The sequence below is a fragment of the Citrobacter sp. Igbk 17 genome (genome assembly GCF_028069775.1).
GTDB lineage: Bacteria > Pseudomonadota > Gammaproteobacteria > Enterobacterales > Enterobacteriaceae > Citrobacter.
The window spans coordinates 25,713-50,954 of record NZ_JANEWI010000001.1; the positions used below are offsets into that span (position 1 = coordinate 25,713).

Consider the following 25,242-nt stretch of genomic DNA (forward strand, 5'->3'; position numbering starts at 1 on the left):
AACCTCATATTAATATTATTATTCTCTGACATAATCGTCATAATCCTGTCACCCCACTGACAGCCCCTGCTGATTATAATTCTCCTGTAAACCGACACTGGAGAAATATGATGAATAAGATATCTTCCTTTTTAGCTATCGCTTTTTTTATCTCAGCTGGCGTTAATGCGGCAGAAACATCCACGACGCATCAGCAGGCAGCTATGGCTCACGATATGATGAATAACAGCGATGCACCTGCTCATCAGCAAATGGCACAAACACATGAAGCACAGGTGCAAAATAGCCAATCAACACGGGCTAGTGCACCGTCTTTTTCACGCATGAATGAACATGAGAAAGCGATGGTTGTTCATCAGTCAATGAATAACAGTCATTCCTATTCACATGAACTGCAGGCGGAAAAACATCGCGAACAGGCAGCAACGCAAGGGTAGTCCATCGTCTCCACCAAACCACGCGTGCGGGCCTGTATAGCAACACAGCCTGCACGCTTCCCCTTGGTTAATGTCAATATTAGAATTCTATTAAACCCCCAAACAAGACGTTAAATAATATAAACAGTGCAATAAAATTGTTTTAGACCCGTAAACAACGCTCACATAACACCGTAAATATTAATATCAACATTCATCCCCGATTAAAATTTAGGAATCTCCCTGGTATTCGTCATTACTATTTAATGGGAGACTGCTGTCGTCGTATACATGACAAAATAGATTTTCATTTCTATATATAAATTTAATGATGATAGCGAGTAACAAAATGAATAAACGTCTGCTGACCATTTTCGTCCTCGGCCTGACAACTGCCACAACAGCATGTGCAATCACCCCTGCAATGCAGAAAAAATATGAACGTTCAGGCTGTACGCAGATAAGTGAACTCAACGGTTGCGATGTCAATAAATCTTATCAGTGGAACCGCGATCATGGTTTTATCGAGAACGATCAAAGCCAGCAAAATCGCCATCATCGTCATGCTGAAGATCAGCAAAATACCCGCAATCAAGATAATCATGATAATGCCGGTATTGATGGCAAATTCACCGGTAATTATGTTGCCGAATTTGAGAATGGCCAACGAAGCGTTGATATTCACGTAGAAGACTCTGGCGTCTACGTAAATGGTCATGAAGTGCGTGACGTGAATACCTATAAAGATACGATGACCTTCCGCGTGGGATATGCCACTTATACCCTTAAAACGAATGGTCGCGGTAGCTGGAACAATCCTGACGCCGGGAATGCTGGCAAAATTGTGCGTGAATAATGGGTAACGTCACAATGAAAAAGCTGATATCCGCGGGGATTATTATGGCCAGCCTGTCGGGTTGTGCGGAACATCCTTATCTTTCGGCTGCAGCCGTAGGGGTAGGTGCTGCGGCGGTTGCCACGGCAATCGCCAACCACAAAAACCGCGAATCTAACCGCGATAAAGAGCATGAACGCCAGGAGCGCGAGCAAAGGGAAAATCAGCATGCATGGCGGCATAATCACCATCACCATGATGATGACGGCCACGACTATCATCGTTGAGCCGTCCCAAAGAGCGCTGAGATCACAGCGCTCTGACATTCCGTGCGTTACAGTATGCCGCTTTAACGCTGGAGTCAGGCATGGCTTTAACCCTTACGGTATTGCTTGAAAACAGGCGCGCCCGCGGTGCAGAAAAAGCCCTACGGGCAAAACCTGGATTAAGTCTGTTAGTTCAGGATGAAACCACCACAATATTATTCGATACCGGGCCTGATGACAGTTTTAGGCACAATGCTGCATTGATGGGCGTAGACCTGTCTCAGTTGACCGCTGTCGTGCTCTCACATGGTCACTACGATCACTGTGGCGGCGTCCCGTGGCTTCCCGATAGCAGCCGCGTCATCTGTCATCCACACATTGCCTGCGAACGTTACGCAGCGCTCACGTTTGCAGGATATACTCGTAAAATCAAGAAATTATCACGCGAGAATGATTACTCTCGTCTGCAGATGGCGTACTCCCGTGAGCCTTTGCCCCTTAGCGAACGCTTTCTGTGGTCAGGAGAAATATCCGTATCCGCACCGCAGGCCTACGGTGTCATCAATGAAAATCCTCCCCAACAGGACTACATCACTGACGAAGGGGTATTGATCTACAAGTCAGACCGCGGATTAGTCATCATTACCGGCTGCGGACATCGGGGTATTGCCAATATCGTCGCTCACTGCCAGAAAATAACGGGCATCAGCAAAATTCATGCCCTGGTCGGTGGCTTCCATTTACGCTGCGCATCGCCCTATACGTTATGGCAAACCCGACGATTTATTAAACAACAGCAGCCAGAAAAAATTCTCGGCTGTCACTGCACCGGCGCGTGGGGACGTTTGTGGTTGCCAGGACAAGAAGCCCCCGCGACAGGAGATGTTATTGTGCTGGCCAAATAATAATCACCACTGTGGTTGTTGTATCTCCATCACATAACATTCATGAATATCAAAATGCGCGCACAACCTTGATCTGGTCACTTATTATACAGAAATAAAGTTCGCTACACTCAGGACAGAGGTAAACAAACAGGAGGTAGTGAATATGTATCGCTCTATTCTGGTGCCCATTGATATCTCTGAAGCCGATTTAACTCGCCATGTTATTCCGCAGGTTGAAGCGCATGCAAAAACCGCTAAAGTCCATTTTTTAGCGGTCATTCCTACCGTTCCGTTCTACGCATCACTCGGGCTTGCCTACTCCAACGAGTTCCCGGACAGAAGTGGTATACAAGCGAAAGCCACCGAAAAGCTCGACGACATTGTTAAGCAATTCAATATCCCCGCCGGCAGAACTCAGACCCATGTGGTTTATGGCCCACCGAAAGGTCAGATCCTTAAACTGGCAGATGCCGTGGACGCCGAATTAATCGTCATTGCATCCCATAAGCCGGGGTTCAGCACCTATCTGTTGGGGTCAACCGCCGCAGCTGTAGTACGTCATGCCAAATGCCCCGTGCTTGTTGTGCGGTGATATTGGTTAGAAAAACAGGAAAACGGGAGCGAGCAGGCTCCCGTTTTTATATCCCCAAAACGCTCCAGAAAAAGTTATATGTAGAGCCGCTGATGTAGACGTTATGCCAACTGGAATAAAACCGTGCCGAGAGGGTATTTTATCGAAATGGTACGCCCTGTAGGATTCGAACCTACGACCTACGGCTTAGAAGGCCGTTGCTCTATCCAACTGAGCTAAGGGCGCATAGAGAAGTGATGACTTCATGCAGATGAAACGCGTGAATTATACGGTCAGCGCCTGCTGAGTCAATGCCTTTTGTTCCGGTTGCTGACGAAGTGTACGAATGTTGTTTTTTCTGGTCGTTCATGGGGTTCCAGGAAATCACCTGGTAACAACTCAGCCAGCATAATGCGGGATTTAAGGTTACAAGTATTTAGAAAATTAATGATTTTGCTTAACATTCCCCAACCACTTCCCTGCAGTTCAGGACCTCGTCAATGTTAAGTATCGCTATCAAGGAAGAAAATAGTCATTTCGAACATGGGCTGAAAATCATCATCTCCCGCCTGGCAAATCAGTGGCATCAGGACATCTGCTTTTTACCTACCGAAGATATCGATCGCGCAGACATCGCCTTTATTTCGCTGGATGACGATTGGCTCAGTGCAGGATGTTATCAGGTTCCCATCCACACCAGACGCCAACATCGGGTTATCATCTGCAACGGAGGCGATAAGGATAAGCTGATGTTTCGCCCCTGCCTGTATATGCTGCCGCTGATCTATCGGGAAGATAATGTGGAAGCGATAACCCAAAAACTGATCCTAATTCTGCAAAAACGCGCGCTCCGCCACAGTGTGCCTGCAACCATCTGCCATTACTGTACTACCCGCAACTTTTCGGTGGAGGAACGCCAGTTCTTAATGCTACTTGCCAGCGGTAACACGCTCGCTGAAACAGCACATCTTCTCTCCATCAGCGATATACAGGCCAGAGCAACTCGCCGCCGTATTATGAAAAAGCTGGATGTGAAAAATGATCAGCAATTTTTAAGGTATATCAGGGCACACCTGAGTTTTCTGCAACAGTAGAGTGGGCCTTGCTGTCGGGCATTGTATTGAGAAATATCTCATCATCAATTAAGTATCGGCGCCTACTGTACCTAATCGCATGCTGCCAGAATACCCTATGTATATTATTTCCGGGGAAACAAATAGACACACTCGGTAATATTTGCTCTGACGTCAGGGGGGATATCGTGGCACCGAGCCTGTTATTATGGAATGATAAATCTGAGCACTCTGTCTTTACCGCCAAAAACAGCGATGCAGACCCCCTGCAATTCGCACTTAAATTCGAGCCCATTGTCGATTTGTCTACCGCGTTGAGATACGGTTGTGAGGTCCTCACACATCTTCCCGCAAATATAAACAGTGAAAAATATTTTCACCAACTGTCGGTTCAGCATCGACTGCAGCTGTTTTATCAGCAAATTGACAAAATTAAGTGCTACCAACCGGGGCTACGCTACTCATTGAATTTACCGATGCAAGCCTTCCTGAGTTGGCCGCTATTCCATTCCCTGATTACGCCCTCTCCGTCCAGCTTGATTATCGAAATACAAGATCCAAATACGTTTTATTCTTTAAGTACACCCCAGCGGGCGATCGTCTACGGCGTAATTCAACATCTTGAAGACCATGGTATCCCAATATGGCTGGATGATGTCAATGAGCAACTGCTGAGCACATTCACCGCAGCCAACTGGCATTTGTCAGGGGTGAAGTTAGATAAAAATACATTCTGGACACTCAGCCATGTGCCAGAAAGACTCCGCCAGGTTATTCAGATGGGGCGCGCAATCGCCAGCCTGGTGGTGGTTGAAGGAATTGAAACGCAACAACAGCAGGAAATTGCCCTGCACGCTGGCGCAAATTTGGGTCAGGGATATTTGTGGCCAGCCATTTATCCAGAGCAGGCGCAATAGATACGGACAGGGAAAAAGGAAGGATGCGCAGTGTAAAACGCCGGGAACGGCATCGCCGTTTACGAAACGCCCACTGTACCTGGCAATATGATCACTGTGCACCGCAGGAATTTGACAGAATTGAGTATCTGGCTCAAAAACTCGATTACACATTACCGGACGACACAATATCTCAAGCGATTATCACAACCGACAACTATCTCGGCTACACACTAAATCGCTATTTATTTTCTGGTACACATACGGCCATCTTCCAGACGATTGAATCAGCCCTGCCGCTGTTGAAAGAGTCTGAAGCTAGTCAGCTGGTGGTTGATATGGATGGTGCATCACGCTCATATTTCGATGTTCTGGAATATCTTCGCCGACTCATTAAAGAACAGGCTAACATTCAAATTTTCATATTACTTCCCAGTCGCCACGAAGCGCTCAGGCACTTTATTGCGATGGCTGGGCCATTCTATATCCTGCCGCGCCGTCAGCGCCTTCCGGAGATGCGCCATGCTTTATTATCGATGGAGCCGGATCATATTCACTCCGGGCACATAAATCAGACTGACTGGGAGATGATCTCATTACTGTCACAAGGTAAATCATTAAAGAAGATTGCTCTGCTGCAGGCTCAACCCTATCACCGCGTTATCTATCGCCTGAACCAGCTGATCACGCGGCTGGGGTTGCCACATCGCCAACATTTTTTGCATCTGATACATCGCCTGAGCGTTACCTCTCCCCATTTAATTTAACACCCTAACCCTCTGTGATATAAGAATTTATAGGAAACTACTTATTTTCAACTGAGAANACGAATGTGATTTTTACAAACAGTTAATATTTACAAATATTCCTGGTATTATATATCGCGCGGGTATCCTGCTTTAGCCGACAGATTCAGTACATTTCGACAAAAAAGAATTGCCTCGCCGCCTTAACAAAACCTAAACAATTAGCCCATTGTGTCGTTTTTACTATTTAAAAAATTTTTTCAATCTGCCATAATTCAAACAGCAGGAGATTAATATCAATAGTCATTACCATACCCTGGTCTTTCAGGATATCCTAACAGACATTATGAACTTACGTGCTGTAAGCCTTTTCCGAAAGTGCAGAGCAGGTATAATCCTCACTGTTTTCTGATTAATTGTAAGTTTTCCCTGGTGTGAAATGGATATTCCACAAACTCATTGTTCTGACGTAGAACAACCGAATAAACAAGGATGACATAATATTTATTCGGTTCTTCTTCCAGAGCAATCCTTGGCTATTTGACAATATTATAACGCCTGATGTTTTATCAAAATCGCAAGATACACAAACAGTTTGAGGCATACAACAATGAAACCAGCATCCGTTATCATTATGGACGAACACCCTATTGTCAGAATGTCGATAGAAGTACTGCTCGAAAAAAATAGTAATATTCAGGTTGTTCTGGAAACCGATGACAGTCGTGCAGCAATAGATCATCTGCGGACCTATCCAGTCGATCTGGTCATTCTGGATATTGAACTACCTGGCTCCGATGGGTTTACATTACTCAAGAGAATAAAATCTCTGCAGGAAAAAACCCGGGTGTTGTTTCTATCCTCAAAGTCTGAATCATTTTATGCCGGACGGGCTATCCGTGCCGGTGCCAATGGTTTCGTCAGCAAACGAAAGGATCTCAATGATATCTATAACGCGGTGAAAATGATTTTATCAGGATATTCATTTTTCCCTTCAGATACACTTAATTTTATTAATAATATTAATATACGCAAAGGTGTGCTGAATGACATGCCGTTATCGAATCGCGAGGTTACAGTTTTACGTTATCTGGCAAATGGGTTATCTAATAAAGAGATTGCTGAGCAGCTTTTATTGAGTAATAAAACAATCAGTGCTCACAAAGCTAACATCTATTCCAAGCTCGGGCTGCATACCATTGTTGAGCTAATCGATTATGCAAAGATGCATGAATTAATGTGATCGCCCTCCCGGCGCGGCGTCGTTCGGGAGGGCGTTATCAGCGCATGATGTCAATTGTAGTTAATCATAAACGTAGCATCTGCTTTCGCGATCCCCGGTTGAACGCCCTCTGCCAGCGCAATATAGTTGGCAAAAAAAGTCAGCATAGCATTGCCATTCTCATCAATGTTTACTGCCTGGCTGGCTTGTTCAAGCGGTAATCGCGTACGGTCGCTATCGTGCAATTCAATCGCGACCTTTTGTGCCATCACGGCATCGTCCAGCGCCAACAACGTGGTACCCGCTGCCGGTGTGCCGGAAAAGGTTATCGAGGCCGACCCCGGCGGGCAGCCTTCAAGTTTCAACGTAAAGGGAACCGGTTGGGTCGTATCCCCGGTGGTCTTTAGTTGTTTTGTCGGCCAGGTGCCTAATTCAACCAACTTATTATTGTCACTGGCAATAACCGCACAGGTAAAGTCCACGATATTGCCGTGCAGTTCGATATTAATCTCACCCAGCGAGGTATCCGCCTGGCATAGCGAACTGGCTGACACTGCGGATATCAATACGAAAAGTGCACGACGTCTCATTGTTCTCTGCTTATTCATAATCAACTCGCAGATAGCCACGGGCGGTGAAAGGCCCTTCTGCTGGTTTATTGCCCGTCACGCTGACTGGCCATGCTCTAATGCCAACCCGCGCGGCAGCGTTATCATCCAACTGAAAGGGAATGGTGCTGGACAGATTGTTGGGGGTCAACGGTTTACCGCTGCTGTCAGCCACGATAAAACCTAAATCCGGGTTGTCCGATATCATCATTTGCCCGGACGCTTTTTCGGCCTCGACCCGCATGGTCAGATAAGCTTGTGCGGCAACGTTAGTGCACTTTATGGCGACCGTTTTCGTTTGCGTATTGACGCCTTCGGGCCGGTTACCAGCCCCCGCCTTGCTGAACAACGAGGCACCAATATCGCCAAAATCAAACTCCACGATTTGCCCGGCATTCACCTCACAGTTTTGTGGAACTTCCACCTTGCCACTGTAGCTTATGGTGTAAACCGGCGTACTCAGCGCATCTCCCGTGCTGGTTGTGACGTAGACACTGAACATCGTCTGTCGCGGGATCGGCACCATGTTGATAAATGAGCGAACCACTTTTAATTTAAACACCAGCTTAGAATCCATCACGCCAAAAGGCTGCTGTTTGGAAACGTTTGGGTGATTCCCCATGCGGATATAATTGCGTGGGGGATAAAACAACCCGGCATAGCTGTCTGTAATACTCATGGCCCCCAACAGGTAATCATTGAGTTTCAGATACTGAAAATTATTTTCCGTACTTTGCACGGGGAGCTCAGTCACATAACTTCGGTAGGTGTAATTCACCGTCGTCCCTGCCGGACAGGTTGCATTCACCCCGACCCAGCCTGACTTTTCTGGCAATGTCACTACCTGGCCCGGTTGGTTATTGCTGCTGTTAAAAACATTCGACAGATCGTAATAAACGTCCGTTGGCGTTCCGTTCGAGTTATGGCAGACCTTCGCCCATGACGTATTAGCTATAAGCAGTAAAGCGCTTCCCAATAGCAAACCGGTTTGTCGTTTCATCATATTATCCCTGTCGTGCCGACTGTCGTTGGCACGTCACGTTGGTGAGCGTTACGGCCTGTTTCAGGCTCTCCTCAGGCAAGGTGTAATGCGCTTCACAGCGTGCGTTCGCGCCTTCACCCCATTGGATCAGCAAGTTGCCTTTGAGCGGCAGACCACTCAGATAAATTTGTCCATCTTCACCGACCATGCTGGTGACGCCGCTCGTGGTTTCGCGTACCACCGACCCAAATGGCACCGGTTTTCCATCCCGGTTAACCGAGATAAGCGCCCGCACGCCAATGCGTGTATCAAACGCCGCACGTACCAGTGCCCCCTGCGTTGGCACAACGCTGCTAACGTTATTTTCCACATCGGTGTTGTTATTCATTGAATTGGTATCCAGCGCGACGCGGTTGTAGCGATAAACGGTGGCATACGGCATGACCGCGTAGCCACGCCAGTCGGTCTGCACGCCGGTCTGGTTTTCTATCCGTACCCCCTGGGCCCCTGGTGCTTTTATCAGTACGTTGGTATCGCCCAGTGGTTGGCTGAGCGTAATGCCGTCCGCATGTCCGATGACACCACCGGAGAGTTGCCAGTTATAGTCATGCTGGTCACGGTCATAGTTGTAACCCACGCCCAGCGTGCCATAGGCCGCCTGCCAGTTCGCGTTGGCGCTCCCGCTGTACCCGTTGGCGCTGCTGTGCCCCTGATTAACGCTGTAGCTGAGATTGCGCCCATCTAACAGCGTGCCGCCAATACCGCTTTGCCAGCTGTTTTGTCCATTGCTGTTACGGTTCGCATTAAACGTGGCGTAGGTGCGATCGAGTGCGTTATCACGCGAGTAGCGCCGCCCGGTCAGCAGACTGAACGGTACGGACACATTGAAGGCCAGGATACGGTCGGTATCGGCGATCCCGACTGATTCATTCCATGACCAGGAGAGTGAATAGCTAATCCCCTGCCAGCCGCTGGCATACCCCAGCTGGTACCAGGTATTGGTATCTGAGGTGTTCCAGTACGTTTGTTGGCTACCCGAGACATACAGTGAACCGTAATCGCCAAGGTTCTGCGAAATGTTGATCTGAAAACGGCCCTTTTTGCTGTAGCTCAGATTGTGATAGCTCTTCACCTGCGGAACATCGTGACGATTCCCTTCGCTGTCATATTCATACTCGTAACCTTCCATACTGCGATACGCCACATCATCGAGGGTATAAAACCCACGCGTCGAATAGCGGTACCCCAACAGCTGGAAGTTGGTACCGAAGTTGTTCAGTGATTTTGCATACAGAAAACGCAGCGATTGCCCCTGATGCGTACTGTCATCCGCCAGTTGGCTACGGGCATGCGTTAAATCGACAGAGACGGCTCCCCAGTCACCCAGGTTACGGCCGGTGCCTAACACCAGTGCGGTGTAGCGTGAAGCTAACTGCGTGCCGCCATACGCGGTGTAACCTTCTGGTAACCCGGCGATTAACGTTCCCTGGAAAAAGAATGGCGAAGACTGCTGGCTATTACCGCTACGAAAATCCCCAGCGACAACGTCATATTTGAAACGCCCTTCACGCTGTAGCAGAGGTACCGTGGAATACGGCACCGTATAGCGCTGTTGACTGCCGTCCTTCTCATCAACCGTTACGTCCAGGTCACCACTCGACGAGGTGGGGTTGAGATCGGTTATTGAAAAAGCGCCTGGCGAAACATAGCTTTGATAAATCACGTAGCCATTCTGGCGAATAGTCAGTTTCGCTGCGGTACGCGCAATCCCACGGACGGTTGGCGCGTAGCCCTGTAAACTGTCGGGATACATGCTGTCGGACGAATAGAGACGCGCACCACGAAAACCGATGCTGTCAAAAACGTCGTTGCCAGTGTTACTGTCACCCATCACCAACTCACCCTTCAGCGGAATAATCGCGCGCTGAAGCCATGTGCCAATATTTTTCCAGCTTTGCGAATGGTAGCCGTCACCTTTCGAGTAGTTCCATGCACCGTTATTCCTCAGCCGCCATGGGCCATAGTTCAGGCCGCTTAACATACTTAAGAAATAGCTGTCGGTATCGCTGCCGCGACTGCCAGTAAAGCTGTAGTTAACCAGCGCCGCCGGAATACCCTCATCCCACTCCTCTGGCGGAATATAACCACGCGCACTGTTCAACATTGAGGCTTGCGGCAGGCTGACATTTAAGCGCAGCGTAGAAAAATCGAAGGCAATTTCGCTACCAGGAATCGCCTCTGGCAAATTAATACAGGTATTGTTCGCATCCTGACTGAGTGCCGGAAACGCAGTGATATTGACGCCAAGGCGTTTAACCCAGTCGAGATCAAAGCACGGCATCAGCCCGCCGGATTTTTCTCCGGCTTTCCCTGCGCTGGTGGAGAAACGAATATCCTGGGTGGCCACAAACTCATCATTGCGCCAAATATCCACACGATAAACGCCTTCAGGCTGGTGATTCCCTTTTTCGAAACGAGACAAATCCGCCACGGTAGCGGTATCCGCAGATAAAAATGCCGGATTGAAATAGCTTTCACCGTGGCTAAAAGAGGGAAAGAGCGCGGCCAGCGTGGACAACGCCACCCCCGCCAGCGGTGGCGTAACCCCCGGTAACAGGCCAGGAAAATACGTTGTCTTATTCATCGTTTTCTCAACGCACGCTAACCGTTTTAGCGGTGGTTACTGCGCCATAATCGTTCACCGTCTGGAATGTAACGTTTCCCTGAACACCCGTCGGCAACAGAACCTGCGTGTCATTTTTTGGCGCAACCATGACGTTATCAATCTTTGTATTTCCGACATTGAGATTGACCAACGTGACGTAATACGCTGACGGGTTGGTGATTTTCAGGTGGTTGCCGGTACGGGAAAACTGCAGCATGCCTGGCGCATCTTCCGCGATTTGTGGCAGATTATTTGGGCGGACAAAAAGTTTGATACGCGACAAAATCGCCAGTTGCAGAACGTTTTTTCCCTCAAGACTGTTTTTATTGACCGACGGAATAGCCTTCACATTCATCCAGAACAGTGATTCACGGTCTTTGGGCAGCGGCTCGCCCGCGTAGATGATACGCAGCGTGTTTTCGCTTTTAGGTTCACTGACAAACAGCGGCGGTGTGACCACAAACGATTTATCTTTGACGCCTGCGCTGTTCTCTATCCATGAATTAATCAGGAAACGTTCTTTGGTATCACTATTACTAATGGCGAGGGACGTTTGTTTGGCCTCGGCAGGATAAATAACACGAGTTGCACCTAATGCAATTCCTCCAGATGCCTGCACACTGGTGGCAGAAAATAAGGCCAGTAAAATGATAAAGCCTGATTTTAGATAATTAAACATAGCTACAAATACCTTTGGCGTGATTATCGTTAGGAAATAAATCAGGGATACACCAACGTAAACCACACATCTGAACGAAGCGTTCCCGGTGTTATATATTCCGAGACAGCCCGATAGCGCGCAGTGAAATGAAACGTCATCTCTTGCGTTAAAATCGGGGCATAATGAAGCGGCAGCGCATTCGGAATTATTTGTCGTTGTCGCTCATCAAATAACGCCAAACCAATACCCGAAGCCGCAGACGCATCACCGCTGGCAAGAAAGACCTGTGGGTCTTCGGCTGGCGTAACGCCCGCAAAGGCAATCCCCACGTGGTCATAAACATCAGCACTGCACGACGTCAGGCGCAGCGAAAACGGTACGCCGGTAGAGGCAAAGCTTCCCGTCCCGGAGAACGCGTTAGTGCGGTACTGCCCCATTTGCACCCGCAAACTCTGGCTGTCCGTGGCAACCGTACAGGCACCATTAACCAGCTGCCCGCGTAAATGAAGACGGCCACTTTCCAGTATCACTGTGTGTGCAAACGCCGGCATTACGCAGACTATTCCCGCCAGCGCTACGCCTTTCCCTATCATCTGCCACATCCTTCATCATCCCCGGATAGTGCCTCATCCCATGAGGCGGTAGTCATCCCTGCGAGAATCAAACGGCTTATTCGTACTTCATGATGAAAGTCGCATCCGCATTTGCCTGACCCGGCGTAGCGCTGGTTGCAGTGGCTTTATAACGCGCGGAGAAACGCAGGGTGTTGGTACCTTCCACCAGCGCCTGAGCGGTTGAGAAGGTCGCGCCATCTGGCTTCAGTGCGGTGGACGTGTTGTCCAGGATTTCGATCCCTACACCGCCCGCCGTGGTGCTGTTATCTGAGGAGGAGATAGCCAACAGGCTGTTGTTGGTAAGATCCGTCTGGCCCGAGAAAGCAACAGCAGCAGTCGCAGCAACTTTCGGATCACAGTCGTTCAGCACGATGGAGAACGGAATTTGCGCCGTGGTGTCACCAACCGCGGTGAAGCTGGCGGTACGATATTGGCCTAATGTGACAACCTGGTCGGCTGACTGAGTGCTCACCGCACAGGCTGCATTGACCAGTTCACCTTCAAAGTGAACCGTACCGCCGCTCACGCTTACCGGATCTGCCGCCACCGCTGCGCCCGCCATTAACATCATGCTGGCAAAAACAGAAGAGGTCATTAATTTACGTTTCATGGATTTCCCTTGAATTACACACATCCGGCTCCAGCGTCCTGCGGGATCCGTTTGAATCATTATCGACATTAAATGTCAGGCAAATTATCTCTGCGTCCTGTAAAGATATATATCGAGAGAGAATTAGCGAAACGTGTACCCCCACTCTCCTGAGTATTTGATTCACTAATTAATCTTCACGAATATGACAATTCGTCACAGGGATAAATTAAACATTTCAATTAATGAAAAATACCTGTAATTCCTTTTAATGACCCTGGCTTATTCTTATTGGACTCTAAGAAAATTCCGGGTGGAAATGAGGCAAAAACATCCATAACAAGACGTAACAGTCTGGTTTCTGAGATATTACCCATGAAAATACCAGGGTGATGAGTTGTTTCATTTAGGTTAAGTTTCATTAGCATGCTCATGAATCACGCGCCAACATCCAACACCTGTTGCCGCGCACACGGGCTACGCGAAACACGCCAACGCACGTAAAAACGCAAACGAAAAACTGACAGCACGCCCCGCTTCTGACAAAATAGTCACATCCCCTTCGACTTAACGTAACAGACGGAATCCTCTCTCTGATGGCAGCAAAGATTATTGACGGTAAAACGATTGCGCAGCAGGTGCGCTCTGAGGTTGCTCAAAAAGTTCAGGCGCGTTTAGCGGCTGGATTACGCGCCCCAGGACTGGCTGTTGTGCTGGTAGGTAGCAACCCGGCTTCGCAGATTTACGTGGCAAGTAAACGCAAAGCCTGCGACGAAGTGGGGTTTGTCTCCCGCTCCTATGACCTGCCTGAAACCACCAGCGAGGCGGAGCTTCTTGAGCTGATCGATACGCTCAATGCAGATACCACCATCGATGGTATCCTGGTACAACTGCCGTTGCCGGCGGGTATCGACAACGTCAAAGTTCTGGAGCGCATTGCACCGGACAAAGACGTTGACGGTTTCCATCCGTATAACGTCGGTCGTTTGTGCCAACGCGCACCGCGCCTGCGCCCATGTACCCCACGCGGTATCGTGACCCTGCTTGAACGCTACAACATCGACACTTATGGCCTGAACGCCGTGGTGATTGGCGCTTCCAATATTGTCGGTCGCCCAATGAGCATGGAGTTGCTGCTGGCGGGTTGCACCACCACGGTCACCCACCGATTCACGAAGGATCTGCGTCGCCACGTCGAGCACGCCGACTTGCTGATTGTTGCCGTTGGCAAACCTGGTTTTATTCCGGGTGAGTGGATCAAAGAAGGTGCAATTGTGATTGATGTCGGCATCAACCGTCTGGAGAATGGTAAGGTTGTTGGCGATGTGGTCTTTGAGGATGCTGCCGCACGTGCGTCGTATATTACGCCTGTGCCGGGTGGCGTTGGCCCAATGACTGTCGCCACGCTTATCGAAAACACGCTGCAGGCGTGTGTTGAATATCATGATGTAAAGGACGTTTAAGATGGCCACATTTTCACTGGGTAAACACCCTCACGTTGAACTCTGCGATTTGCTGAAGCTGGAAGGCTGGAGCGAAAGCGGCGCCCAGGCAAAAATTGCGATTGGCGAAGGGTTAGTGAAGGTCGACGGTGTTGTTGAAACGCGTAAGCGCTGCAAAATCGTTGCCGGACAGACCGTCAGCTTTGAAGGTCACAGCATTAACGTCGTCGCGTGATCTCAGGTGCCGGATGACGGTTTGTTCCTTATCCGGCCACTTCCCCCATTTTCAGATAATGACTTCATCCCCACTTCACCGTGGCCTGTTAGCATGCTGTTTTTTCACACGAAGCGATCATCATGCCAACAATCGTTACCCACGCTGCCGTTCCACTCTGTTTAGGGTTAGGTCTCGGACTTAAAGTCATCCCTGTGCGATTACTGTTTACCGGAATCGCTCTGGCGATGCTGCCAGACGCTGACGTTCTGTCATTTAAGCTTGGCGTTGCTTACGGTAACGTCTTCGGCCATCGCGGATTTACCCACTCGTTGTTGTTCGCCTTCGTCGTTCCACTGCTCTGTCTCATGGTTGGCCGACGATGGTTTAAGGCAGGGCTAATACGCTGCTGGTTATTTTTGACGGTGTCATTGCTGTCGCACAGTTTGCTGGATTCAGTGACAACCGGAGGGAAAGGCGTTGGCTGGCTGTGGCCATGGTCAGATGAACGTTTCTTTGCGCCGTGGCAGGTGATTAAGGTCGCGCCGTTTGCGCTGTCGCGCTATGCCACGCCGTACGGGCATCAGGTTATTCTTTCGGAGCTAATGTGGGTATGGCTGCCGGGAGCCGTCATGATGGGGGTGTTGTGGTGGTATCGGAAACACTAATGTGCCGGATGCGACACCAGGAGTCTTATCCGGCCTACAAAAGCATGCCTGTAGGCCGGATAAGGCGTTAACCGCCATCCGGCAATCGAGAGATTTACTTACGGCGCCAGGTGGTACCCTGCGGACCATCTTCCAGCACGATACCCATCTCGTTCAGACGATCGCGTGCCGCATCCGCCGCCGCCCAGTCTTTCGCTTTACGGGCATCTAAACGCTGTTGAATCAGCGCTTCAATTTCAGCCACTTCTTTATCGTCTGCCTGCGCACCACTTTGCAGGAAGGTTTCTGGCTCCTGTTCCAGCAGACCCAGTACGCCGGACAGCTTACGCAGATGCGAAGCCATAGCGTTAGCTGCCGCCATATCTTCGCCCTTCAGACGGTTAACTTCACGCGCCATGTCAAACAGCACGGAGTAGGCTTCTGGCGTATTAAAGTCATCGTTCATCGCTTCAATGAAACGCGCTTCAAAGGCTTCGCCACCCGCAGGGGCAACGGACTTGTCGGTGCCGCGCAGCGCGGTATACAAGCGCTCCAGCGCTGAGCGAGCCTGTTTCAGGTTCTCTTCGCTGTAGTTCAGTTGGCTACGATAATGGCCAGACATCAGGAAGTAGCGAATGGTTTCGGCATCATAATATTTCAGCACGTCGCGAACGGTGAAGAAGTTGCCCAGTGATTTGGACATTTTCTCACGGTCAACCATCACCATCCCGGAGTGCATCCAGTAATTGACGTATTCACCGTCATGTGCACAGGTAGACTGCGCGATTTCGTTTTCATGGTGCGGGAACATCAGGTCAGAGCCGCCGCCATGAATATCGAAATGGTTACCCAGTTGTTTGCAGTTCATCGCAGAACATTCAATGTGCCAGCCCGGACGGCCTGCGCCCCACGGGGATGGCCAGCTCGGCTCACCCTCTTTGGACATCTTCCACAGAACAAAGTCCATCGGGTTACGCTTCACATCAACCACATCAACACGCGCACCCGCCTGCAGCTGATCCAGGTCCTGACGTGACAACTGACCGTAATTCGGGTCGGTCGGTACATCGAACATGACGTCGCCGTTATCGGCAACGTAAGCGTGACCTTTGGCAATCAGCTGCTCGGTGATTTCAATAATCTCAGGGATATGATGCGTAGCACGCGGTTCAAGATCCGGACGCAGAATATTCAGCGCATCGAAATCGTTATGCATTTCCGCAATCATGCGATCAACCAGCGCCACAAAGCTCTCGCCATTTTCATTAGCGCGCTTAATGATTTTGTCGTCGATATCGGTAATGTTGCGCACATACTTCAGCTTGTAGCCGAGGAAGCGCAGATATCGGGCAACAACGTCGAAAGAAACAAAGGTACGCCCGTGTCCAATATGACAGAGATCGTAAACGGTGATGCCACACACGTACATGCCGACTTCCCCGGCATGAATGGGTTTGAATTCCTCTTTTTGGCGCGTCAGTGTATTAAAGATTTTTAACATCGAAGATTCCGTGTAGACGTGTGTGGATAACAAAGCCCTATAATACCTATAAATTGGCCCCGAAGCAGCACACTTTGCAAGGTGATCGAACCTTGCGGTTATGCTATAACAAGCCCCTATCATGTGACCCTGACCAGGGTCGAAGCACCACTCTATCGGAACAGGATGCAAAAATGGTTACTTTCCACACTAATCACGGCGATATCGTAATCAAAACGTTTGATGATAAAGCGCCTGAAACAGTTAAAAACTTCCTGGACTACTGCCGCGAAGGTTTTTACAACAACACCATTTTCCACCGTGTTATTAACGGTTTCATGATCCAGGGCGGCGGTTTTGAGCCGGGCATGAAGCAAAAAGCCACGAAAGAGGCTATCAAAAACGAAGCCAACAACGGTCTGAAAAACACCCGTGGAACGCTGGCAATGGCGCGTACTCAGGCTCCGCACTCCGCGACAGCTCAGTTCTTCATCAACGTTGCTGACAACGACTTCCTGAACTTCTCCGGCGAAAGCATGCAGGGCTGGGGTTACTGTGTATTCGCTGAAGTTGTTGAAGGTATGGATGTCGTTGATAAAATCAAAGGCGTTTCCACCGGTCGCAGCGGTATGCATCAGGACGTACCAAAAGAAGACGTTATCATCGAAAACGTGACCGTCAGCGAGTAATCGTGACGACACTGTTTATTGCAGATCTCCATCTCTGCACGGAAGAACCGGCGATCACCGCCGGTTTTCTGCGTTTTTTAGCCGGCGATGCACGAAAGGCCGATGCGCTGTACATTCTTGGCGATCTGTTTGAAGCCTGGATAGGCGATGACGATCCCAATCCCCTACATCGTGAAATGGCCGCAGCGATAAAAGCGCTGGCGGATTCCGGTGTTCCCTGCTTTTTCATTCATGGCAATCGTGATTTTCTGATCGGCAAGCGTTTTGCCCGTGAGAGCGGCATGACCCTGTTACCTCAGGAAAAAGTGCTCAACCTGTATGGTCGCAACGTACTGATCATGCATGGCGACACATTGTGCACCGACGATGCTGGCTATCAGGCGTTTCGCGCGAAGGTTCATCAGCCCTGGCTACAAAAACTGTTTCTCTCCCTGCCGTTATTCATTCGCCAACGTATTGCCGCGAAGATGCGTGCCAACAGCAAAGCGGCCAATAGCAGCAAGTCGCTGGAGATCATGGATGTAAATCCACAGGCCGTCATTACTGAAATGGAGAAACATCAGGTCCAGTGGTTAATTCACGGTCATACCCATCGCCCGGCAGTCCACGAACTCACGGCCAATGCGCAACCCGCTTTCCGCGTGGTGTTAGGTGCCTGGCATACCGAAGGTTCGATGATTAAAGTCACACCTGACGACGTTGAACTGATCGCTTTTCCATTTTAATTCTGCAGATACCCAACTCCTCTTTACACAAAACTATTCGAGTTGCATCGAAGCGGCAAATCTGTGAGTCCCCTGGCGCTTACAAAAGTCAGTGACTGGGGTGAGCAAATGCAGCCAACAAAGAGGCAGCTTGAAGAGTGAAGTGTAAAGCAACGCAATCGTTTTCCTTGTTTTTAAAACGTGCTATTCTCTCTCGCCTCTAAAGCAGTGTGAAGCACACCCACAGGAGTTTTTAGACGCATGTCTTCCCGCAATAATCCGGCGCGTGTCGCCATCGTGATGGGGTCCAAAAGCGACTGGGCTACCATGCAGTTCGCCGCCGAAATCTTCGAAATGCTGGACGTTCCACACCATGTTGAAGTCGTCTCAGCCCACCGTACCCCTGACAAACTGTTCAGCTTCGCCGAAAGTGCTGAAGAAAACGGTTATCAGGTCATTATTGCGGGTGCTGGCGGTGCAGCGCATCTGCCGGGCATGATTGCAGCGAAAACGCTGGTCCCCGTGTTAGGCGTTCCGGTACAAAGCGCAGCGTTGAGCGGTGTAGATAGCCTCTATTCGATCGTGCAGATGCCACGCGGCATCCCTGTGGGTACGTTGGCGATCGGGAAAGCGGGTGCGGCAAATGCGGCCCTGCTGGCAGCACAAATTCTGGCAACACACGACAAAGCATTACATCAGCGTCTAAGCGACTGGCGCAAAGCACAAACCGATGAGGTACTGGAGAACCCAGACCCGCGAGGTGCGGCATGAAGCAGGTCTGCGTACTCGGTAACGGCCAGTTAGGGCGCATGCTGCGTCAGGCCGGCGAGCCGCTGGGCATTGCGGTCTGGCCAGTCGGGCTGGATGCCGAACCCACCGCCGTTCCCTTTCAGCAAAGCGTCATTACCGCTGAGATCGAGCGCTGGCCGGAAACCGCGTTAACCCGCGAGCTGGCGCGCCATCCGGCGTTCGTGAATCGTGATGTCTTCCCGATTATTGCCGACCGCCTGACGCAAAAGCAGCTTTTTGACAAACTCAACCTGGCAACCGCGCCGTGGCAACTGCTGGCAGAGAAAAGCGAATGGCCTGCGGTATTCGACAAACTGGGCGAGCTGGCGATTGTTAAACGTCGCGTTGGCGGCTATGACGGTCGCGGTCAGTGGCGTTTACGCGCGAATGAAACGGAACAATTGCCGGGTGATTGCTACGGCGAGTGTATCGTCGAGCAGGGCATTAACTTCTCGGGCGAAGTGTCACTGGTAGGCGCTCGCGCACACGACGGCAGCACGGTTTTCTATCCGCTGACCCACAACCTGCATCAGGACGGCATTCTGCGTACCAGCGTGGTCTTCCCGCAGTCTAACGCCAGACAGCAGGAACAGGCCGAAGCGATGCTTTCCGCCATCATGCAGTCGCTGGGTTATGTCGGCGTGATGGCGATGGAATGTTTCATTACCCCGGAAGGTCTGCTGATTAACGAACTGGCACCTCGCGTGCACAACAGCGGGCACTGGACACAAAACGGTGCCAGCATCAGCCAGTTCGAGTTGCACCTGCGCGCCATTACCAACCTGCCGTTACCGACGCCGGTAGTGAACAATCCTTCGGTGATGGTAAACCTGATTGGCAGCGACCTGAACTATGACTGGCTGAAACTGCCGCTGGTCCATCTGCACTGGTACGACAAAGAAGTGCGCGAAGGGCGTAAGGTCGGCCACCTGAACCTGAGCGACAGCGATACTGCACGTCTAAATGCCACGCTTGAAGCGTTAATTCCCCTACTGCCGCCGGAATATGCCAGCGGAATTATCTGGGCGCAATCAAAGCTGAAATAAGCCATTAATGCCGGGGAGTTGATTTTATCCTTCCCCGGCCCCTCTTCAGGCGCGTAAAATCCCCTCCATTGCTGTTTTGTATTTTCAGGACTGAACATGAACGATGGAACGGACTATCGCGCGATTCTGCTCGCCGGTACGCCTTTAATCGATGTACGCGCCCCCGTCGAATTTCAACAGGGTGCGATGCCGGGTGCGATCAACCTCCCCCTAATGAACGATGACGAGCGCGCCGCCGTCGGGACCTGCTATAAACGTCAGGGACCAGAGGCGGCACTCGCATTGGGCCACCAACTGGTCTCGGGTGAAACCCGCCAGCAGCGAATGAACGCCTGGCTGGAAGCCTGTCGCCAGCATCCAGAGGGATACTTGTGCTGTGCCCGCGGTGGCCAGCGCTCGCATATTGTGCAGCAGTGGCTGCACGAGTCCGGCATTGACTACCCGCTAGTAAAAGGCGGTTACAAGGCACTGCGTCAGGCGACGATACAGCTGACGGAAACGCTGGTGCAAAAACCTATCTTCCTGATTGGCGGCTGTACCGGGAACGGTAAAACGCAACTGGTGCAACAGCAGCCAAATGGCGTGGATCTCGAAGGTCTGGCACATCATCGCGGTTCCTCGTTTGGACGTACCGTGGAACCGCAGCTGAGCCAGGCGAGTTTTGAAAATCTGCTGGCGGTCGAAATGCTCAAAACGGACAGCCGACAGGATTTGCGCCAGTGGGTGCTGGAAGATGAAGGCCGGATGATCGGCGCTAACCATCTGCCCGAATGCCTGCGCGAGCGCATGACCGAGGCATCCATTGCGGTGGTGGACGATCCTTTTGAACTGCGTCTGGAACGGCTGCGCGAGGAGTATTTCGTGCGCATGCACCACGATTTTACCCACGCTTACGGGGAAAATCAGGGCTGGCAGGAGTACAGTGACTATCTGCATCACGGCCTGTTCGCCATCCGCCGTCGTCTGGGGTTACAACGCTTTGCGGAGCTAACCGCGCAGCTCGACGTTGCCCTGCGCGAACAGCAGACGACAGGCAGCACCGACGCTCATATGGGCTGGCTGGTGCCGTTACTCAACGAGTATTACGACCCGATGTATCGCTATCAACTGGAAAAGAAAGCCGCGAAAATCGTCTTTCGCGGCACGTGGCAGGATGTTGCCGAATGGCTTAACGCACAGTGATCAGTGTCTGTCGCGCTTATCTGCGCGTTTTGCCAGCCAGTCGCCCAACACCTGAACGACCTGCACCAGAATAATCAGCGCCACGACCGTAACAATCATGACCTGGGTTTCGTAGCGGTAATAACCAAAGCGAATAGCCAGGTCGCCTACCCCGCCACCACCCACGATCCCAGCCATCGCGGAGTAACCGATCAGACTCACCAGCGTTATCGTCAGCCCACGCAGTAATCCCGCGCTGGCTTCCGGTAACAGCACGGTGCAGATAATACGCATCGGGCTGGCGCCAAACGCTTCCGCGGCTTCGATAATGCCTTTATCAACCTCACGTAACGCGCTATCCACCAGTCGGGCATAAAACGCAATCGCCGCTACAGAGAGCGGAACAGACGCCGCAATCGGTCCGATGGTGTTCCCGAGCAGAAACTGGGTTAACGGCAGCAACAGCACCAACAGGATCACAAACGGTACCGAACGGATAATGTTCACCAGCACAGAACTGAGCAGATACACGAAACGGTTCTGCCAGAATAAATGCCGGTCGGTGACAAAAATAAGAAACCCTAACGGCAGGCCGCCAACGATCGCCAGCACGGTTGAGATACTCAGCATCTGGAAGGTTTCATTAAACGCCAGCGTCAAATCCGGCAATAAATCATCCACGAATCACCTCCACCTGTGCGGTACGTTGACGAATATGTTCCACAGCGGCATCGACCGCCGAAGGGTTATGCGGCGCTGTCAGTTGCACGACCAAAATACCCAGCGCACGCTCACCGATATACTCAATTTTGCCGTGCAGGATATTTACCGCCACGCCAAACTTTACCGCCACTTCAGACAGCACTGGCTGTTCCGCTGAGTCGCCGATAAACAAAATTTTCAGCAGTTGCCCTGGCAGATGTTGCCGCAAGCGCTCCGGGAGTGTCAGATTAAGCGTGTGCGAGACCAGTTGCTGAGTAAAAGCGTGCTGCGGGTGGGCAAAGACATCAAACACCTCACCTGACTCCACCACCTTGCCACCGGACATGACCGCCACGCGATCGCAAATCGACTTGATCACGTTCATCTCATGAGTGATCAGCACGATCGTGATCCCCAACTGCTGGTTGATCTGCTTAAGCAGCGCCAGAATCGTGGCCGAGGTTTCGAGATCTAACGCGGAAGTGGGTTCATCACACAGCAACACATCCGGATGATTAGCAATCGCACGGGCAATGCCAACGCGCTGCTTCTGGCCCCCGCTGAGCTGAACCGGAAAACGGTTCGCCTTATCAGACAGTCCGACCAGCGTCAGAATCTCGGTGACGCGTGGACCAATCTTGCTGCGCTCCCATCCGGCAGCCTTCAGGCTGAAGGCAACGTTTTGCGCCACCGTGCGGGTGTGCATCAAATTAAAATGCTGAAAAATCATCCCAATACGCTGACGGGCCTTACGTAAGTGCGTTCCTTCCAGCGCTGAAATTTCAACACCGTTCACCTTCACGCTTCCCTGGCTTGGGCGCGTTAAGGCGTTCAGGGTACGCAACAGCGTACTTTTCCCCGCCCCACTGGTTCCCACAATGCCAAATATCTCACCTGCGCCGATGCGCAGGCTGACCTCATCTACCGCCCGGGTTGACGGTCCTCGGCCTGCGCTGAAATCCACGCAAACCTTATCTATCTCAATCATACCGACCTCAGAAATGCGAAAAGGGCAGTCGTTGCTGCCCTGTTAAACTTTAAGCGCAGCGATTATTGGGCTGCCGTCATCCATTCCGGTTTCTGGAAGGCACTGTAGATGTTTTGCGGATCGTCTATCACCGCACGATAAGCCGGAGATTTCACCGCTTCAACAATGTCTTTGGCGAACGGTTTACCTGCATCTTCACTGCGTACCGCAATGATATTTTTCAGGTTTTCATCCAGGTGCTCTTGCTTGATCGCACTGGCGAGATCCAGTTTTGCCGCAACCGCAAAGTTACCGTTAACCAGTGCGCCGGTCACACCATCCAGTGTACGCGGCAACTGCGCAGCTTCCAGCGGTTTAAACACCAGCCCTTTCGGGTTACTGGCGATATCACGTTCAGAGGCTTTAGTGGGATCAATATTGTCTTTGATGGTGATAAGGTCGATAGATTGCAGGAAGCGCAAACCGCGAGCCAGGTTCGTCGGATCGTTAGAAAGCGTGATGACATCACCTTTCTTCAGTTCATCCAGACTTTTGATTTTATGCGAGTAAAAACCCATCCCCGCCGTTGGAACAACGATGAGCTTACTCAATTTCAACCCTTTATCGGCAGTGAATTTGTCAAAATAAAGCGAGTGCTGAAACAGGTTTGCGTCAATGCTGCCGTTGGAGAGTGCCATGTTTGGCTGAACATAGTCACTAAATTCGCGCACCACCACCTTGTAGCCCTTTTCTTTCAGCGTCGGTGCAATAGCCTGCTTTACCATATCACCATACGGACCCGGTGCGACGCCAAACACGATGGTATGCGGGTCGCTATTCGCATGAGCAAATTGTAATCCGCAGGCCAGCAACAGTGCCCCGGTCGCGACGCGTAAACTCTGACGCAATCCCATAATCTCTCCATTTTAACGTTGTGGTGTAATGTCTCACGCCGTTCTTGCGGCGTTGTTCTTGTTGGCCTGTTAACAGGCTGATTGTTAACATGACACAGATCACAACCTGCTGTCCTTGAAATTATTTCATGATGTTGCAGAGTATGTTTTTAAATGAGAGAAGGCATGAAAAAGCCGGATGTCGACACACGTGCCTTATCCGGCTTACAAATAACGCGATCCCCCTGCACTCCCAGGCCCGATAAGCGCAAGCGTATCGGGCGGCAGGGGTTCGATTAGAAGTCGTAACGCAGACGAACCAGGTTCATATCACCCAGGTTGTCGGTGCTGGAGGTAAAGACGTGTTCATAATCAACACGGAAACCGTAGTCCAGTTGGAAGCTGATACCCAGACCGTTATCGGTACGCAGGTAGTTACGACCGTTCACGTATTCAATGCGATCGCCCATGACGTAAGGCTGAACAGATTTCAGCGCATACTGACCCACCGGGAAGGTGTAACCCGCGAAGTATTCCAGACCCCAGGCATCACCCGCAAAGTAGTCGTTTACAGACACTTTTTTGGTGGTCATGAAGTTCTGGTACCAGCCGCCGCCCATTGAGAAGGTCCAGTTGTCCGGTTTCCAGCTCAGTGCAGTACCGACGATGTTTTGATCGTAGGTTTTGCTGGTGTTGCCACGCATCTCCGCGCGGGTGTAGTTCCACGCCGTACCCCAGGTCAGGTCATCCGTAATGTGATAATCCACACCCAGTGAACCGCCGCCTTTACGTTTGTAACGCAGGCCGTTATTCGGGTTGTAGTCATCGCTGAACAGATAAGAAGCGTAGAGATCAACATCTCCCACGGTGTTTTTATACTTCAGTGATTTACGTGTACGATATGAACCGTCATAGTCGCCGTTGATCCCGTTACCTGGTGCCTGACCGATCATGTCGTAGTCCCAGATATCCGTTTTCGCGCCAACCACATCATAGTAGATGCTGTTCTGTTGACCGAAGGTCAGCGTACCCCAGGTCGCGCTCTTCAGACCGGTGTACAACATACGGCGCGTGGTATCGTTGGCGCCGTCAGCATAGTGATTATCCCAGTTGAACATGGCCGGGAAGTTAACGCCCAGCTCGTAGTAACTCACCCAACTGATGTCATCAAACAGATAGTAATCAGCAGCGAAACGGAAACGAGTACCGCCATCGAAACCATTACGTTTGTAACCATTCTTACCATCATCGCCAGCCATATTCTGGAACTGTGGACGAATACTCCCGCCAACGGTGAAGTTAAGACGACTCAGCGGATTGCCCGCCTGCGGATCTTGTTTCAGGACCGTGATTTCCGCCTGAGAGGCGAAAGTCGTTAATGCCACTGCTGCGCCGATCGATACTGCCAGCGCTGTTTTTTTTATAGTCATTATTTTTACCTTGATAGATAGCCTGCCAATTATTCAGCATACAAATA

Annotated in this window: 28 protein-coding genes and 1 tRNA gene; 17 read left to right on the top strand and 12 right to left on the bottom strand. The window is 50.8% G+C overall.

Annotated features, from left to right (window positions below):
* Window positions 1-110 precede the first annotated feature (110 nt).
* The 5 genes from NNO08_RS00080 to uspF all read left to right on the top strand — a co-directional run bounded on the left by NNO08_RS00080 (window position 111) and on the right by uspF (window position 2,996).
* A complete protein-coding gene (locus tag NNO08_RS00080) occupies window positions 111-437 on the top strand; it encodes a copper-binding protein (RefSeq protein ID WP_333908946.1) in 327 nt (108 codons plus the stop codon).
* Window positions 438-765: 328 nt separating this feature from the next.
* Window positions 766-1,272 carry a hypothetical protein gene (locus NNO08_RS00085; RefSeq protein WP_271449441.1) on the top strand — a complete coding sequence of 169 codons (507 nt, stop codon included), beginning with the start codon at window positions 766-768 and terminating at the stop codon, window positions 1,270-1,272.
* A gap of 14 nt (window positions 1,273-1,286) precedes the next feature.
* Window positions 1,287-1,538, top strand: coding sequence for a hypothetical protein (locus NNO08_RS00090; protein WP_271442821.1), 252 nt, complete (start codon window positions 1,287-1,289; stop codon window positions 1,536-1,538).
* An 80-nt stretch (window positions 1,539-1,618) separates the two neighbouring features.
* Window positions 1,619-2,422: an MBL fold metallo-hydrolase gene (locus NNO08_RS00095; RefSeq protein WP_271455929.1), complete on the top strand. Its 804-nt coding sequence runs from the start codon at window positions 1,619-1,621 to the stop codon at window positions 2,420-2,422.
* A 145-nt stretch (window positions 2,423-2,567) separates the two neighbouring features.
* Window positions 2,568-2,996, top strand: a complete 429-nt coding sequence (gene uspF, locus NNO08_RS00100; RefSeq protein WP_271455930.1) for a universal stress protein UspF — start codon at window positions 2,568-2,570, stop codon at window positions 2,994-2,996.
* A 148-nt stretch (window positions 2,997-3,144) separates the two neighbouring features.
* Here uspF and NNO08_RS00105 read toward each other — a convergent pair.
* Window positions 3,145-3,221, bottom strand: a tRNA-Arg gene (locus NNO08_RS00105).
* A gap of 254 nt (window positions 3,222-3,475) precedes the next feature.
* Between NNO08_RS00105 and fimW the strand changes: the two genes are divergently transcribed.
* The 4 genes from fimW (at window position 3,476) to fimZ (ending at window position 6,933) form a co-directional block, all read left to right on the top strand.
* Window positions 3,476-4,069: a fimbria biosynthesis transcriptional regulator FimW gene (gene fimW / locus NNO08_RS00110; protein ID WP_271455931.1), complete on the top strand. Its 594-nt coding sequence runs from the start codon at window positions 3,476-3,478 to the stop codon at window positions 4,067-4,069.
* Between the two features lie 167 nt (window positions 4,070-4,236).
* On the top strand, window positions 4,237-4,965 hold the full coding sequence (locus NNO08_RS00115) for an EAL domain-containing protein (protein ID WP_271455932.1): 729 nt from the start codon (window positions 4,237-4,239) through the stop codon (window positions 4,963-4,965).
* 23 nt (window positions 4,966-4,988) lie between these two features.
* Window positions 4,989-5,711, top strand: coding sequence for a fimbria biosynthesis regulator FimY (fimY, locus tag NNO08_RS00120; protein ID WP_271456006.1), 723 nt, complete (start codon window positions 4,989-4,991; stop codon window positions 5,709-5,711).
* A gap of 589 nt (window positions 5,712-6,300) precedes the next feature.
* Window positions 6,301-6,933 (top strand): fimbria biosynthesis transcriptional regulator FimZ, encoded by a 633-nt coding sequence (fimZ, locus tag NNO08_RS00125; protein ID WP_005122050.1) that lies wholly within the window; start codon window positions 6,301-6,303, stop codon window positions 6,931-6,933.
* A 50-nt stretch (window positions 6,934-6,983) separates the two neighbouring features.
* Here fimZ and sfmF read toward each other — a convergent pair whose 3' ends face one another.
* The 6 genes from sfmF to fimA form a co-directional block, all read right to left on the bottom strand.
* Window positions 6,984-7,502, bottom strand: coding sequence for a fimbria assembly protein (gene sfmF / locus NNO08_RS00130; RefSeq protein ID WP_271455933.1), 519 nt, complete (start codon window positions 7,500-7,502; stop codon window positions 6,984-6,986).
* A gap of 10 nt (window positions 7,503-7,512) precedes the next feature.
* Window positions 7,513-8,520 carry a type 1 fimbria D-mannose specific adhesin FimH gene (fimH, locus tag NNO08_RS00135; protein WP_271456007.1) on the bottom strand — a complete coding sequence of 336 codons (1,008 nt, stop codon included), beginning with the start codon at window positions 8,518-8,520 and terminating at the stop codon, window positions 7,513-7,515.
* A 4-nt stretch (window positions 8,521-8,524) separates the two neighbouring features.
* Window positions 8,525-11,146, bottom strand: a complete 2,622-nt coding sequence (locus tag NNO08_RS00140) for a fimbrial biogenesis usher protein (RefSeq protein ID WP_271455934.1) — start codon at window positions 11,144-11,146, stop codon at window positions 8,525-8,527.
* 7 nt (window positions 11,147-11,153) lie between these two features.
* Complete coding sequence (fimC, locus tag NNO08_RS00145; RefSeq protein ID WP_005122054.1) at window positions 11,154-11,846, bottom strand: type 1 fimbria chaperone FimC; 693 nt, start codon at window positions 11,844-11,846, stop codon at window positions 11,154-11,156.
* A 41-nt stretch (window positions 11,847-11,887) separates the two neighbouring features.
* The gene (gene fimI / locus NNO08_RS00150; RefSeq protein WP_271449488.1) at window positions 11,888-12,421 is read right to left on the bottom strand and encodes a type 1 fimbrial protein subunit FimI; all 534 of its coding nucleotides are present in this window, start codon (window positions 12,419-12,421) and stop codon (window positions 11,888-11,890) included.
* Window positions 12,422-12,497: 76 nt separating this feature from the next.
* Window positions 12,498-13,052, bottom strand: coding sequence for a type 1 fimbrial major subunit FimA (gene fimA, locus NNO08_RS00155; protein ID WP_271449448.1), 555 nt, complete (start codon window positions 13,050-13,052; stop codon window positions 12,498-12,500).
* 575 nt (window positions 13,053-13,627) lie between these two features.
* Here fimA and folD point away from each other — a divergent pair.
* The 3 genes from folD (at window position 13,628) to NNO08_RS00170 (ending at window position 15,355) form a co-directional block, all read left to right on the top strand.
* Complete coding sequence (folD, locus tag NNO08_RS00160; protein WP_003021887.1) at window positions 13,628-14,494, top strand: bifunctional methylenetetrahydrofolate dehydrogenase/methenyltetrahydrofolate cyclohydrolase FolD; 867 nt, start codon at window positions 13,628-13,630, stop codon at window positions 14,492-14,494.
* Between the two features lies 1 nt (window position 14,495).
* A complete protein-coding gene (gene ybcJ / locus NNO08_RS00165) occupies window positions 14,496-14,708 on the top strand; it encodes a ribosome-associated protein YbcJ (RefSeq protein ID WP_003831111.1) in 213 nt (70 codons plus the stop codon).
* 122 nt (window positions 14,709-14,830) lie between these two features.
* Window positions 14,831-15,355, top strand: a complete 525-nt coding sequence (locus tag NNO08_RS00170; RefSeq protein ID WP_271441952.1) for a metal-dependent hydrolase — start codon at window positions 14,831-14,833, stop codon at window positions 15,353-15,355.
* Between the two features lie 94 nt (window positions 15,356-15,449).
* Here the strand turns inward: NNO08_RS00170 and cysS are convergent, their stop codons facing one another.
* Entirely contained in the window at window positions 15,450-16,835 is a 1,386-nt protein-coding gene (cysS, locus tag NNO08_RS00175) for a cysteine--tRNA ligase (protein ID WP_271449450.1), read from the bottom strand.
* 173 nt (window positions 16,836-17,008) lie between these two features.
* Between cysS and ppiB the strand changes: the two genes are divergently transcribed.
* The 5 genes from ppiB (at window position 17,009) to mnmH (ending at window position 21,224) form a co-directional block, all read left to right on the top strand.
* Window positions 17,009-17,503, top strand: coding sequence for a peptidylprolyl isomerase B (ppiB, locus tag NNO08_RS00180; protein ID WP_003021875.1), 495 nt, complete (start codon window positions 17,009-17,011; stop codon window positions 17,501-17,503).
* A gap of 2 nt (window positions 17,504-17,505) precedes the next feature.
* Window positions 17,506-18,228 (top strand): UDP-2,3-diacylglucosamine diphosphatase, encoded by a 723-nt coding sequence (lpxH, locus tag NNO08_RS00185; protein WP_271455935.1) that lies wholly within the window; start codon window positions 17,506-17,508, stop codon window positions 18,226-18,228.
* A gap of 240 nt (window positions 18,229-18,468) precedes the next feature.
* Window positions 18,469-18,978 (top strand): 5-(carboxyamino)imidazole ribonucleotide mutase, encoded by a 510-nt coding sequence (gene purE, locus NNO08_RS00190; RefSeq protein WP_005125240.1) that lies wholly within the window; start codon window positions 18,469-18,471, stop codon window positions 18,976-18,978.
* On the top strand, window positions 18,975-20,042 hold the full coding sequence (purK, locus tag NNO08_RS00195; RefSeq protein ID WP_271455936.1) for a 5-(carboxyamino)imidazole ribonucleotide synthase: 1,068 nt from the start codon (window positions 18,975-18,977) through the stop codon (window positions 20,040-20,042). Before purE ends, purK begins: the two co-directional genes overlap by 4 nt.
* A 96-nt stretch (window positions 20,043-20,138) precedes the next feature.
* Window positions 20,139-21,224 carry a tRNA 2-selenouridine(34) synthase MnmH gene (mnmH, locus tag NNO08_RS00200; protein WP_271455937.1) on the top strand — a complete coding sequence of 362 codons (1,086 nt, stop codon included), beginning with the start codon at window positions 20,139-20,141 and terminating at the stop codon, window positions 21,222-21,224.
* Here mnmH and NNO08_RS00205 read toward each other — a convergent pair whose 3' ends face one another.
* The 4 genes from NNO08_RS00205 to NNO08_RS00220 all read right to left on the bottom strand — a co-directional run bounded on the left by NNO08_RS00205 (window position 21,225) and on the right by NNO08_RS00220 (window position 25,195).
* The gene (locus NNO08_RS00205; RefSeq protein ID WP_005125237.1) at window positions 21,225-21,884 is read right to left on the bottom strand and encodes a methionine ABC transporter permease; all 660 of its coding nucleotides are present in this window, start codon (window positions 21,882-21,884) and stop codon (window positions 21,225-21,227) included. It abuts the gene before it with no gap.
* Window positions 21,877-22,893, bottom strand: coding sequence for a virulence-associated ABC transporter ATP-binding protein SfbB (gene sfbB, locus NNO08_RS00210; protein WP_271455938.1), 1,017 nt, complete (start codon window positions 22,891-22,893; stop codon window positions 21,877-21,879). Before sfbB ends, NNO08_RS00205 begins: the two co-directional genes overlap by 8 nt.
* A gap of 62 nt (window positions 22,894-22,955) precedes the next feature.
* A complete protein-coding gene (locus NNO08_RS00215; RefSeq protein WP_271455939.1) occupies window positions 22,956-23,786 on the bottom strand; it encodes a MetQ/NlpA family ABC transporter substrate-binding protein in 831 nt (276 codons plus the stop codon).
* A gap of 275 nt (window positions 23,787-24,061) precedes the next feature.
* Window positions 24,062-25,195: a porin gene (locus NNO08_RS00220; RefSeq protein WP_271441946.1), complete on the bottom strand. Its 1,134-nt coding sequence runs from the start codon at window positions 25,193-25,195 to the stop codon at window positions 24,062-24,064.
* Between the last annotated feature and the right edge of the window lie 47 nt (window positions 25,196-25,242).

Coding starts and splice junctions, on each gene's coding strand:
- NNO08_RS00080 (WP_333908946.1), top strand. CDS start 111: ATGAATAAGATATCTTCCTTTTTAGCTATCGCTTTTTTTATCTCAGCT.
- NNO08_RS00085 (WP_271449441.1), top strand. CDS start 766: ATGAATAAACGTCTGCTGACCATTTTCGTCCTCGGCCTGACAACTGCC.
- NNO08_RS00090 (WP_271442821.1), top strand. CDS start 1,287: ATGAAAAAGCTGATATCCGCGGGGATTATTATGGCCAGCCTGTCGGGT.
- NNO08_RS00095 (WP_271455929.1), top strand. CDS start 1,619: ATGGCTTTAACCCTTACGGTATTGCTTGAAAACAGGCGCGCCCGCGGT.
- uspF (WP_271455930.1), top strand. CDS start 2,568: ATGTATCGCTCTATTCTGGTGCCCATTGATATCTCTGAAGCCGATTTA.
- fimW (WP_271455931.1), top strand. CDS start 3,476: ATGTTAAGTATCGCTATCAAGGAAGAAAATAGTCATTTCGAACATGGG.
- fimY (WP_271456006.1), top strand. CDS start 4,989: ATGCGCAGTGTAAAACGCCGGGAACGGCATCGCCGTTTACGAAACGCC.
- fimZ (WP_005122050.1), top strand. CDS start 6,301: ATGAAACCAGCATCCGTTATCATTATGGACGAACACCCTATTGTCAGA.
- sfmF (WP_271455933.1), bottom strand. CDS start 7,502: ATGAGACGTCGTGCACTTTTCGTATTGATATCCGCAGTGTCAGCCAGT.
- fimH (WP_271456007.1), bottom strand. CDS start 8,520: ATGAAACGACAAACCGGTTTGCTATTGGGAAGCGCTTTACTGCTTATA.
- NNO08_RS00140 (WP_271455934.1), bottom strand. CDS start 11,146: ATGAATAAGACAACGTATTTTCCTGGCCTGTTACCGGGGGTTACGCCA.
- fimC (WP_005122054.1), bottom strand. CDS start 11,846: ATGTTTAATTATCTAAAATCAGGCTTTATCATTTTACTGGCCTTATTT.
- fimI (WP_271449488.1), bottom strand. CDS start 12,421: ATGATAGGGAAAGGCGTAGCGCTGGCGGGAATAGTCTGCGTAATGCCG.
- fimA (WP_271449448.1), bottom strand. CDS start 13,052: ATGAAACGTAAATTAATGACCTCTTCTGTTTTTGCCAGCATGATGTTA.
- folD (WP_003021887.1), top strand. CDS start 13,628: ATGGCAGCAAAGATTATTGACGGTAAAACGATTGCGCAGCAGGTGCGC.
- ybcJ (WP_003831111.1), top strand. CDS start 14,496: ATGGCCACATTTTCACTGGGTAAACACCCTCACGTTGAACTCTGCGAT.
- NNO08_RS00170 (WP_271441952.1), top strand. CDS start 14,831: ATGCCAACAATCGTTACCCACGCTGCCGTTCCACTCTGTTTAGGGTTA.
- cysS (WP_271449450.1), bottom strand. CDS start 16,835: ATGTTAAAAATCTTTAATACACTGACGCGCCAAAAAGAGGAATTCAAA.
- ppiB (WP_003021875.1), top strand. CDS start 17,009: ATGGTTACTTTCCACACTAATCACGGCGATATCGTAATCAAAACGTTT.
- purE (WP_005125240.1), top strand. CDS start 18,469: ATGTCTTCCCGCAATAATCCGGCGCGTGTCGCCATCGTGATGGGGTCC.
- purK (WP_271455936.1), top strand. CDS start 18,975: ATGAAGCAGGTCTGCGTACTCGGTAACGGCCAGTTAGGGCGCATGCTG.
- mnmH (WP_271455937.1), top strand. CDS start 20,139: ATGAACGATGGAACGGACTATCGCGCGATTCTGCTCGCCGGTACGCCT.
- sfbB (WP_271455938.1), bottom strand. CDS start 22,893: ATGATTGAGATAGATAAGGTTTGCGTGGATTTCAGCGCAGGCCGAGGA.
- NNO08_RS00215 (WP_271455939.1), bottom strand. CDS start 23,786: ATGGGATTGCGTCAGAGTTTACGCGTCGCGACCGGGGCACTGTTGCTG.
- NNO08_RS00220 (WP_271441946.1), bottom strand. CDS start 25,195: ATGACTATAAAAAAAACAGCGCTGGCAGTATCGATCGGCGCAGCAGTG.